This is a genomic window from Psychrobacter sp. SZ93C1 (genome assembly GCF_015864635.1).
Classification (GTDB): domain Bacteria; phylum Pseudomonadota; class Gammaproteobacteria; order Pseudomonadales; family Moraxellaceae; genus Psychrobacter; species Psychrobacter fozii.
On sequence record NZ_JADYWY010000012.1, the window covers coordinates 84423 to 95742 of the forward strand.

Consider the following 11320-nt stretch of genomic DNA (forward strand, 5'->3'; position numbering starts at 1 on the left):
CATACTCATCTCTTATATTAGTCACATGTAAACGATTAAAGCGTTGAGCAATTTACCTAAGTGTATTTGCTTGAGCTATCACTCACTGCCAATACCAGAATATAAGTTTGGGCTTAAAATTATGTTAGAACTAAGAAATGTGACTAAGAAGTATGATGGTAAAGTTATTTTTGAGGATATCTCCCTAAAGGTAGATAAGGGTGAGATTGTTTCAATATTAGGCCCATCTGGCTGTGGAAAAACCACGTTGCTGCATATTATTTTAGGTCTAACCGATATTAGTTCTGGTCGGCTTGCTTATGATAATGAAGACATCACACGTGTGCCTATGAAGCACAGAGGTTTCAATATTGTATTCCAAGACTATGCTTTGTTTCCTAACTTGAATGTAAAGCAGAATATTGAATATGGGCTACGTAATAGACCTAACGTCAGCACACAAGCGGAGGTTGATGAGCTAGTTGACCTTTTGGAGATTAAGCCGCATTTGAACAAGCGAATCAGCCAGCTCTCTGGTGGGCAGAAGCAGCGTGTTGCATTAGCACGTACTTTAGTGATGAAGCCTAAGATTTTATTATTAGATGAGCCTTTATCTGCCTTAGACGGGGTTATTAAAGAGACCATTAAGGCACGTATTCGCGAGATTGCAGAGCGTTATGAGCTAACCACTTTGATTGTGACACATGATCCTGAAGAAGCAATGACACTCTCTGATCGCATTTTATTGTTATCAGACGGCAAAGTAGCTCAATATGCCAAACCATCAGAAATCATCAAAAACCCTGCCAATGATTTTGTTAAGAGCTTTATCTTAAATCAGCTCAATATCAAACGTCGTAATATCTTGAGCCTATTTGAAACGGACGATGCGCCAGCTGATCCATTAGAAAAATACACTCAAATGAGACCTGTGCTAGATGGCAGTTCAGTCACTGAAGATATCAATTCCATAATCCAGCGCACAGCTGCTAAATCCATTAAAGATACCTCCAAAGGTTAATCGCACTAGGCCAACGCTGGTCTTTCAAAACTTACTTATTTTGCGCGTAGGTCATTATGAAACTTAATAACTCACCGCTAATGAAAGCTTCGTGGCTTTTCATTGGTGCGCTATTTCTCGTCTTTATGTTTGTGCCTTTGGGTAAAATGTTGGTGCTGTCATTTAATGTGGCTGATGGATTAGGTATAAGCCACTATGTTGATATCATCAGCAGTAATGACTTCAGACAAGTGATGTTAAATAGTTTTTTTGTCGCCATTGTTAGTGCGATGAGTGCCACCTTTTTGGCATTTATCCTTGCCTATACGGTGCACTGGACTAACTTACCAAAGAGCTTTAAACAAACAATTAAGCTTGCATCACTGTTTCCTATGCTATTGCCAACAGTGACTTATGGATTTGCCATTATTTACACCTTTGGTAAGCAAGGTCTACTCACTAAGATAATTGGCTTTCAGTTGTTTGAAGACATATATGGTTTCTATGGTATGTGGCTTGGCTACACCATCTACACCTTGCCAATAGCTTTTTTACTGCTTAACAATACCTTTCAGTATTTGGATAAGAAGTTCGTGATCGTATCAGAACTGATGGGCGATTCACGCTTACGCCAGATAGATATGACGGTCATTCGTCCTTTAATTGGTACTTTTGCAGCCGCTATCATTCAATGTTTCTTTTTAGCCTTTACTGACTTTGGTATTCCAGCCTCTATTGGTGGTCAGTATAAGGTTATAGCCACTGAGCTTTATACCCAAATACTGGGTGCATCTCCCTCGTTTGAAAAGGGATCTGTGGTTGCTTTGTTTATGCTAATCCCCTCTGTCTTGAGCATTCTACTGCTTTGGTATGTGGCTCGATTTAATGTCAGGTATGACTCAGTAGAGCATTTTGACTTGCCCACATCTAAAGTCAAAGACAGGATTCTGGGTGTGTTGTCCAGTGGCATTTTGATTTCATTGTTATTCGTATTTGCTGTGATCTTCATCATTCCATGGATTAAGACATGGCCTTACGAGATGGCGTTTAGTACAGACACATTTACTAAGGTGATCGAGTCCTCGAACCTAATGCGAGTGTATAAAAACTCACTTATTGTCGCCACACTAACAGCTATTTTTGGAACTATTATTACCTATGTTGCCGCGTTGATATACGAGCGCTCAGGATTATTCAAGATAGGAAGGCTGACGATAGAAAGCTCAGCCTTAGTAACCAATACAGTGCCGGGTATGGTTATTGGTATTGCTTACCTGATGGTTTTTTCAGGCTCATCGATATCGAACACCATCTTCATTATTGTGATTAGTAATATCATTCATTACTTCTCGACACCTTATCTCATGAGTAAAAACGCACTATCAAAAATGAACTTAGGCTGGGAGACCACCGCCTCTTTACTTGGAGACTCATGGCTACAGTCTTTACGCCGAATTGTTGTACCCAACTCAATATTTACACTTATCGAAGTGGCATCGTACTTCTTTATCAGTGCGATGGTCAGCATCAGTGCAGTGATATTCATTTCAGGTGCGAAGACGATGGTGCTGACTACAAAAATTGTTGAACTACAGCACTTCGCCCGCTTTGATGAGATTTTTATCTTGTCGCTGATGGTGCTACTCACAAATATCACGGCATTAATATTCTTCGCAGTAGTTCGATACCTTTATACCAGAAGCATCAATGGCACAACAAAAATAAAAGTGAAAAAAACCACAGTGACGACGGTCGCTTAGATATTTCAACACAGTTTAGGCGTTGATGTTACGAAAACTAATTTAACCTTTAATCACTCAAATAATCAGGGAAAACAATGAATTTATTTAAAACGATAATAACGGGATTAACTTGTGGAGTTTTAGTAGCAGGTTGTGGGTCGCAAAGCTCGGGAGATATGGCTGGCGAGGAGGTGATTATTTATAGTAATGCTGATGAAGAGGCAGTCGAGGTTATTCAAGAGGTGCTTGATGAGGCAGGCTTTGAAGGTCAATACATATTTCAATCATTCGGAACAGGTGAGCTTGGTGGACGACTATTAGCAGAAGGAAAAAATATTGAAGCTGATATGGTGACAATGAGCTCGTTTTATATCGAAAGTGCTCAAGCAAAGAACCCGATGTTTAAAGCGTTAGCATTTACGACAAACCCACAGATTGCGACGCCTAATTACTATGCACCGATCCTCAGCTTTACGGGTGCCATCTTACTCAATACCAAAGAGATGGAAGCCAATAATCTCCCCATACCTACTAGTGCCAAAGACTTAGCGAATCCTATTTATAAAAACCAAATTTCTATGGTTGATCCAAATGGTTCATCAACCGGTTGGTTGTTTGTACAGGATATTGCTGCTGAATATGGCACCGATGCTGAAGGTCAACAAATCATGAATGCTATTCGTGAAAATGCAGGACCTAATTTAGAGCTATCTGGCTCTGGCCCTCTTAAAAAGGTAATGGCAGGTGAGGTGCCTATCGGTTTCGGACTACGTCATCAGGCAGTCGCTAATAAAGCAAAAGGTTTACCAATTGATTTTGTTGATCCCAGTGAAGGTAATTATACATTGACTGAATCGGTTGCTGTTATTGATAAAGGAGAGAAAACTAATCCTAAAGCAATGAAAATGGCTGAGTTAATTGTCACTAAAGCTCGCCCAGGTTTATTAGAGGTTTATCCAAATATTGTGTATGACGGCGAGACAGTAGCCGCTGAGAATCAGATTGATAACTCCAAGACCTATCCAGAGCCATTAACTGCCGAGCTGTTAGATAAGCACCGTGCTTTTTTCCATGGTGAGTAATTTTAGTTGAATCAAAATAATGCCCATTCATGCTTAGCTATATTAGTTCATAGGTTAAGCAAGTAGAGGGCTAATTAATAAAAATGTATGGGAAGAGCAGATATGACAATGAGCAAAATACTTTCTGATAAAACATACGATGTCATCGTCGTAGGTGGGGGCATCGTTGGGCTGGCAAGCGCCTACGCCGCCGTTAAAAAGGGGTTGAGTGTTGCGGTTGTAGAACGCCAATCTCAGAACAAAGATGCCTCTGTTCGTAATTTTGGATTTGTGACAGTTAGTGGTCAGCGTCGAGGTGAGCATTGGCAACGCGCCATGCACTCGCGTAATGTTTGGGCCGAGATTGCCCCAAAAGCAGGTATTCAGGTAGAGCATATCGGTTTGCATATGTTAATGCAGCGACCTGAAGCGGTAGATGTTGCACAAGCTTTTTTAAAGACTGAAATGGGTGAGGGGTGTCGAATACTGACACAGTCTGAAATTAATGAAGCCGCGCCTTATCTGAACAAGGGAGAAGGGGTGTTATATAGCCCGCATGAGCTTAGAGTGGAGTCCAATACTGCAATTGCTAAGCTGGCTCATTGGTTAAAAGAGACGCAGAGTGTGGACTTTTATAATCATACCACAGTGACTTCGGTGGAATTACCAAAAGTGCATACCAGCCGTGGCGTCCTTAATGCTGAGCATTGTGTGGTCTGCCCAGGAGCTGACTTTACTGGCTTATATCCAGAAGTACTCGCTAAGACCAAAGCTAAAATTTGCACGTTAAATATGATGCGAGTCATGCCTAAACAAGCATTTAGATTAAATGCCGCTGTCATGTCAGATTTAAGCTTTGCCCGTTATGATGGATTTGCTCAGTTACCTGAAGCTAAGGTACTAAAAACCTTACTTGACGATATTCAAAGTGTAGAGCGTCAAGCAGATGTCCACCTAATTGTGGTTCAGTCTGAAGATGGCTCACTAATCATTGGCGATAGTCATGATTATAGTGATAGAGAACTACCGTTTAGAGACACTCAAACTGATGATCTAATCATTAATGAATTTAAGCAGGTGATGGATATTGGTGAGATAGATATTACTCAGCACTGGTTGGGTGTATATCCAAGTGCAGATGACGTGGTATTTAAGACATCACCTGAAAAAGGCGTGGTGGTCGGTGCAGTCACCAGTGGTACAGGGGCATCAACAGGTTTCGCATTTGGCGAAGAGTTAATTAAATTGGTATTGGAATCAAAATGATGAATACAGTAAATAATAATGTAACAAGCAGCAGCTCACATAGTGATAGTTTAACCAGTATTAAAATTTTTTTTTTGATATTAAGCTCTGTGTGTTTGATATGGCTGGCACAACAGTAGATGAAGGTAACCTAGTCTATAAAACCGTACGTAATGCCATCAATGAAGTACTGATGCGTGCTGGCAAGTCAGATAAGCAAGTGAGTCTTGAGTTATGTTTAGAATATGGTGCAGGGAAGGAAAAACGCAACGCCATCCATGATATTTTGGACATGCTAGATTTATCTGATGCTGATATTGAATCGTTAACGGATACTGCATTTGCAGCCTTTAAAGTCAATCTTGAAACTGCTTATAACAAGGACACCTTATCTGAGTTTGAAGGCATGTCAGAGTTGTTCGAGCAGTTGAAGGCGAGCGGTCGTAATGTCGTATTGAATACAGGATATGATGCTAAGACTGCTAATAAAATTTTGACTATCTTAGGTTGGTCTGTGGGGGATCAAGTAGATGCATTAATAACAGCCGATGATGTAGATAATGGGCGCCCAGGCCCTGATATGATTAATCTTGCGATGAAACAGTTCAATGTTGATAATTCACAACAGGTGTTAAAAGCAGGGGATAGTGGTATCGATATTGAAGAAGGTAATAATGCAGGGTGTGGGCTGGTTTTAGGTGTGCTATCTGGTGCGCAAAATGAGCAGCAGCTAGCGAAATATTCACCCGATGCGGTTTTAGACAAGCTGACTGAATTAAAGGAGTTCATTTAGCTTAAAGCTAGGTCTAAGCTTCAAAATATACAACAGAATAGTAGAGCCATAGAAGTAATGACTTTTATGGCTTTTTTAATTTGGAGGGTCTATCCTAGATTCTGTGTAACTGCCGTTTAGATTAAAGGCTTACTAATACGGTCATCAAGCATAATCATAAAGTAATTTTCTGATATTTTTAGGGTAGTCAAAGAATACCGTTAAGCCATCCTAGTTACTGCGTCAAGACAAAATAAGCTATATCAGCTGATTCTCTTGCCTATAATGGCTTGGTGTCATGCCATAGTTTTTTTTGAAGGTGCTAGAGAATGCACTGTTATCGATAAAGCCGCTTGCTAGTACGATTTGGCTAATAGGCAGCGTAGTATGTTTAAGAATATATTTTGCGTGTTCAAGGCGCAATATTAACAACACCACCTGAGAAAATTGATTTCATATCTAAGTCTTCTGTACTATATAAACAGTAGCATTTATGGTCCTTTTGTATCATCAGAGTAAAATAAATCCATGATGATGGAGAGGTTAATAATATTTCGGACACCATAATATTGAGATTTTTACCACCCAATCAGTTATGGTTTAGACCAATGTTGGGTCTACTTTAGCATTGAATAATATCTTCGATATCGATGTTAATTTCAAAAATATTCCTTAATAAAAATAAACAGCAAATAAAAATTATTCAAAACTATAAGATCCTAAGTTAATGTCTACGGTTTCTTCAGCATAGCTCACAAACCTATCTTAATATTCTGTTAATTCATCGATATTTATAACTTCCAAGATCCATAGTATGAGTAGGGGTGTTAATACTTGGTCATCAATAATCCTACAGTAACCTCAAAAAAATACTCATCTTTGATAGTGATATCAACCGTACCTTTATGTGCATTAGCGATAGCCTGAACAATAGATAGCCCTAGTCCTGTACCTGAGTGCTTGTTGCTAGTCTTATCGTGACGATAGAATCGCTCGAATAATTTATCAGCTTGACTCTGATCTAACGGTGTATCTAAACGATTGGTCATAGTTATGCTTAACCATGGCTGCTTTGAGGGTCGAGCCTCATCTTTATCCACATTAAGTGAGGTGGTTGAGGTGAGGACGGTAGCGGATATCATGATAGTACTATCAATAGCTGCGTAATAAATGGCATTTGACATCAGGTTGGCAAACAGCCGTTGCAATAAGCCTTCATCACCTAATACTCTTTCGAACTTACCCGATTTCTCAAAAGTTATCCCTCGATCTTCTGCAATCATTTCATAGTAATCAACGAGCTTTGTGATTAAGCTGTCTGTATCCACGTGACTGATTTGCGAGTCACTTAATCCTTTTTGGGTTTTTGCCAGTAGCAGCATATTGTTTATCATGGCCGACAGCTGCTCTAACGTGTCATGCTGATGATGTAGCTGCTCAATATACTCGTTGCTCTCTCTTGGTTTGTTTAACATGACTTGTGTCTGCGTGCTGAGTGTCGCTATTGGCGTACGTAGCTCATGGGCAATATTGTCTGAAAACCGAGACAAAGACTCAAAGTTACTTTCAAGCTTGACCATCATTGAATTGTAAGATTCTGCTAGTGGCCTCAGTTCTAACGGCATATCGTCAACCGCAACTCTTTCGTCTAACCTTTGGAGGTTTATGCCTTTCATTTTTTGGACGATAGTGGCCAGAGGCGCAAACCCCCAATACACACTTAATGCCGCTACTGAAACCAACAACAAGGTGATGGCTGTGAGTATCAAGCTCAGCTGGCGGTTAAACTGGATAAGATATTGATGATGCACATTGGTAGGTAGGGCAATAAACGCCAAAATCTCTTGATTTGGAATAATAATGGCTCGGTAATGCCTATTGTTTATCTTGATCATAAACTGCTGATCGTGATGTTCCTGCCATAGTGATAACAAGCTAAAATCGGCTGGCAAACTATGAATGAAACTACTGGGGTCACTGGATAATAACTTGCCTTTTTTATCTGCTACTAAGGTTTTTAAATCATAATCCAGCCAAGAGGAATGCAAGTGATTGTCATCAATGAGTGATTGGGACTTTGACACTGTGAATGGTTCTATGGGCTCGTTAACACTAACCATGCGTTTACGCAGATTAAAAGCTGCATGGGTGATAATCTCTGAGTCCATTTGCTCAAAGTGTCCACTCACAGAGCGCTGCACCCACGCATAGATGATGACCTGAGAGATAATAACGAAGACTGTCAATAAGGAAATCGTTCGCCATAGCAGTGACCAGCGCCGGTTTCTGAGTGTATGGTTCATGCTATTTAGAATCGTCTCCGTCCGCATCACTTTGGACCTCAGTAGCCAGCGCCTCTAAGCGATAGCCCATTCCACGCACAGTATGAATGAGCTTTGCCTCATGACCATCGTCTATTTTTATACGCAGACGCCTTATCGCCACATCAATCACATTGGTATCGTTATCAAAATTCACATCCCATACTTGGGAGGCGATCACGGTGCGTGGTAGCACTTCACCTCGGCGCTCTAATAAAAACTGTAGTAAGGAAAATTCTTTTGCTGTGAGCTTAATAGGCTTGCCGCCTCTATGTACCGTGCGCTTGGCAATATCCATCTTGAGATCTGCTATTTGCAGGATCGTACTTTGATAATCGGCTTGATTGGCGCGTCGTAACAGACTCTTTATTCTGACGATCAATTCTGCAAACGCAAAAGGCTTAGTCAAATAATCATCGCCTCCAATCTCAATCCCTTTTATCTTATCGCTTAAGTCATCTTTTGCCGTTAGAAAGAGCACAGGTGTTTGCTTACCCGCTGCTCGGTAATTGCGCACCAGCTCAAATCCACTAACATCAGGCAGCATCACATCCATTAGGATCACGCTAAACTCTTCTGTCATCAATGCATGATAGCCATCTAGGCCTGTTAGGTGATGATCCACGATAAACCCAGCTTCGGTTAAACCTTTTTTTATATACTCGCCAAGCTTCAACTCATCTTCTACCAGTAGGACTTTCATTGTAATTTCTCAGTACGATTATGATTATTTGACATCCTAATCAATATAGATGACAAAAACGTTTTGTAACTGACAAAAATGTCATGTGCTCGTAATCAGATTGTCAGTCTTCTTTTGCTAATCTATATGAATGAAACATAGTGGCTCGTTCCTAATATCTAGCAGCTATGAATTATTTTTACAGGTCATTAATTTAATGACCTAATAACTCAAACACCTAACAACTTACAAAAGAGGCTTTATATGAAAATTCACGGCTCATTCAAAAAAGTAGTACTGCTGTCGGTATCCGTACTTATCGGTATTACCACTGCTAACGCGCACACTACTGATCTAAGTACGTCCATCATCAATAACTGCGACGCTGTTACTGACTTTGCAAAAAACTTGGATCATAACGATGCTCAGCTTTCTAGCGCCCAAATGAAAAGCTATATCGATGCTAGAGTGGCTTGTGAGATTGAACACAAAGATCAACATCTACAGTCTGAAAAATACTTCATTAACAAATATGGTAGCGATAAGTAATATCAGCTCTGATGTCATACTAAAGGATTGATGACAATATTAAAAACCATAAATAGCAAGATGACAGAATTGTAATCTTGCTGTCATCTCTCTGTCAGAATCAATAAAGTATGCTTTAAAGTAACTTAATATTTTAAAGTTTTTCGACTTCATACCAAATAAAATAAGGATTTACCATGTCACTATTCAAATCAATACCACTGTCTAAATCAATCGTAGCAACTGCTATAGCCTTAGTTGTTTCAACCTCTGCTTTGGCACATGACCCAAAAATGCATGCTGAAAAAGATCAGATGAATTGTGAAAAAATGGAAAAGCACATGCAAATGATGGGCAAAATGGATCATAGTAAAATGGATATGAAGGATCCTGCTATGAAAGCTATGATGACCAATATGGGAAAAATGAAAGCGATGTACCAAAAGCACTGTGTTACTAGTAAAAGTGATTCTTAGACATTGATCGTAGAAATTCAATATTATTGTTAGATGGTTTTGTCGAGCAGTAATTGGGTATTAACAAAAATGGATTTTTAGGACAAACCTATGAAGTTTTTACTAGGAATACTGCTTACTGTCTTTGTCGCTATTGTGGGCATTTTTATTGTGGTGACCAGTGGCGTGATAAATATCGGTGCTGATCAAGCCCATAGTCCGCTGGTTTACAATTTTTTAGAAACGGCACGTACGCGTTCAATAGCAAATGCTAGTAAGGACATTGCGGTTCCAAACCTAGAAAAGACAGAAATGATCAGCTCGGGCGGGGCAGACTATAAAGATATGTGTGCAGGCTGTCACTTATCTCCTGGAGTAGAAAGTACTGATTTTAGTGCAAGTTTATATCCAAAGCCGCCCAATTTTACCAATACTGAATTGGTTGAACGCTATAAAACAGATGCCGGTGCTCAGCAAGCCTTTTGGGCCATTAAACACGGTATTATGGCATCAGGTATGCCAGCATGGGGCGCTTCGCACGATGATGATAGAATGTGGGCAATGGTCGCTTTTATCAGATCGTTACCTGAATTGAATGAAAACCAGTACACCATGCTAACCACTAGGATAGACGATGATATGTTGGGCATGTCATTTGATGGTGAGATGGATATGTCAGGTGATGGATCCGGAATGCAACATTGATTTTTCGTAAAAGATGCAGTGCTTAATAGTGCTGCCTTTTGCGATTTGAGTTTTAAGCTTTACCAGTACTACTTTGGTCAGTGTTACGGCTTTAATTTTTATAAATGTGATCGTCAGATAGACGCTCAGGAGTGGTTTTATGAGACGCTATACTAATAGATTTATTAATGAACATAATCTGATATCTGGCCGTGTGCTCTCAGCGATTGTGGTATTGCCATTATCGTTAACGATAGCCGCTTGTAGTCAACCTAACGCGACTACTGCTGACTCAAAACCAGCGACTGAGCCAACTACCGCTACGCAAAAAACCGCTCTAGTAGAGCAACCACAAGCCGGAATAATACCTGTCAGTGCTCATTCAGATACCCAATCAACTATTTTGCGAAATGTGTCAGCCACCGTCTATAAAGATGCCAATTGTGGTTGCTGTAAAGAGTGGGTCGGCCACGCAGAAGACAATGGGTTAAGCGCAGCTGTCCATGATGTTGCCGACGTGTCTTTGTTTAAAGATCGTTATGGCGTACCACAGCAAATGCGCTCTTGCCATACTACCGTTACTACCGATGGCTTTGTCTTTGAAGGCCATGTCCCTGCCAAATATATGGCGCAGTTTCTAAAGAATCCGCCAAGTGATGCCATTGGTCTTGCCGTACCTGGTATGCCAGTTGGTAGCCCTGGTATGGAATATCAAGATAAATTTATGCCATATAAAGTGATGCAGCTTAACAAAGATGGCTCAACAGCCATTTATGCAACCATTGACTCACCGCAGCAGCAAATCTAGTTTGATTAAAGCATTACATAGCTCATTCTGTTCTATTAATGAG

Annotated in this window: 12 protein-coding genes; 9 read left to right on the top strand and 3 right to left on the bottom strand. The window is 40.2% G+C overall.

Going from position 1 to position 11320, the window contains the following annotated elements:
- The first annotated feature begins 121 nt into the window (after positions 1–121).
- From I6E83_RS13770 to I6E83_RS13790, 5 genes are all read left to right on the top strand, one after another.
- Positions 122–1000: an ABC transporter ATP-binding protein gene (locus I6E83_RS13770; protein WP_197102705.1), complete on the top strand. Its 879-nt coding sequence runs from the start codon at positions 122–124 to the stop codon at positions 998–1000.
- Positions 1001–1056: 56 nt separating this feature from the next.
- Positions 1057–2739, top strand: coding sequence for an iron ABC transporter permease (locus I6E83_RS13775; RefSeq protein WP_197102706.1), 1683 nt, complete (start codon positions 1057–1059; stop codon positions 2737–2739).
- 77 nt (positions 2740–2816) lie between these two features.
- A complete protein-coding gene (locus I6E83_RS13780) occupies positions 2817–3803 on the top strand; it encodes an ABC transporter substrate-binding protein (RefSeq protein WP_197102707.1) in 987 nt (328 codons plus the stop codon).
- A gap of 102 nt (positions 3804–3905) precedes the next feature.
- Positions 3906–5048, top strand: a complete 1143-nt coding sequence (locus tag I6E83_RS13785; protein ID WP_197102708.1) for a TIGR03364 family FAD-dependent oxidoreductase — start codon at positions 3906–3908, stop codon at positions 5046–5048.
- Between the two features lie 100 nt (positions 5049–5148).
- On the top strand, positions 5149–5820 hold the full coding sequence (locus tag I6E83_RS13790; protein WP_197102709.1) for an HAD family hydrolase: 672 nt from the start codon (positions 5149–5151) through the stop codon (positions 5818–5820).
- A 237-nt stretch (positions 5821–6057) separates the two neighbouring features.
- On the opposite strand, the gene I6E83_RS14990 is transcribed toward I6E83_RS13790, so the two are convergent.
- The 3 genes from I6E83_RS14990 to I6E83_RS13805 form a co-directional block, all read right to left on the bottom strand.
- Positions 6058–6237: a helix-turn-helix domain-containing protein gene (locus tag I6E83_RS14990; RefSeq protein ID WP_413787070.1), complete on the bottom strand. Its 180-nt coding sequence runs from the start codon at positions 6235–6237 to the stop codon at positions 6058–6060.
- 389 nt (positions 6238–6626) lie between these two features.
- Complete coding sequence (locus tag I6E83_RS13800; RefSeq protein WP_227680958.1) at positions 6627–8129, bottom strand: ATP-binding protein; 1503 nt, start codon at positions 8127–8129, stop codon at positions 6627–6629.
- Positions 8104–8823 (bottom strand): heavy metal response regulator transcription factor, encoded by a 720-nt coding sequence (locus tag I6E83_RS13805; RefSeq protein WP_197102712.1) that lies wholly within the window; start codon positions 8821–8823, stop codon positions 8104–8106. The genes I6E83_RS13800 and I6E83_RS13805 overlap by 26 nt, the downstream gene beginning before the upstream one ends.
- Positions 8824–9066: 243 nt before the next feature.
- Between I6E83_RS13805 and I6E83_RS13810 the strand changes: the two genes are divergently transcribed.
- From I6E83_RS13810 to I6E83_RS13825, 4 genes are all read left to right on the top strand, one after another.
- A complete protein-coding gene (locus I6E83_RS13810) occupies positions 9067–9351 on the top strand; it encodes a hypothetical protein (protein ID WP_102093213.1) in 285 nt (94 codons plus the stop codon).
- A 176-nt stretch (positions 9352–9527) separates the two neighbouring features.
- Entirely contained in the window at positions 9528–9806 is a 279-nt protein-coding gene (locus I6E83_RS13815; protein WP_197102714.1) for a hypothetical protein, read from the top strand.
- 90 nt (positions 9807–9896) lie between these two features.
- Positions 9897–10490 (top strand): c-type cytochrome, encoded by a 594-nt coding sequence (locus I6E83_RS13820; protein ID WP_197102716.1) that lies wholly within the window; start codon positions 9897–9899, stop codon positions 10488–10490.
- Between the two features lie 139 nt (positions 10491–10629).
- Positions 10630–11277, top strand: a complete 648-nt coding sequence (locus I6E83_RS13825) for a DUF411 domain-containing protein (RefSeq protein WP_197102718.1) — start codon at positions 10630–10632, stop codon at positions 11275–11277.
- Positions 11278–11320: the final 43 nt, after the last annotated feature.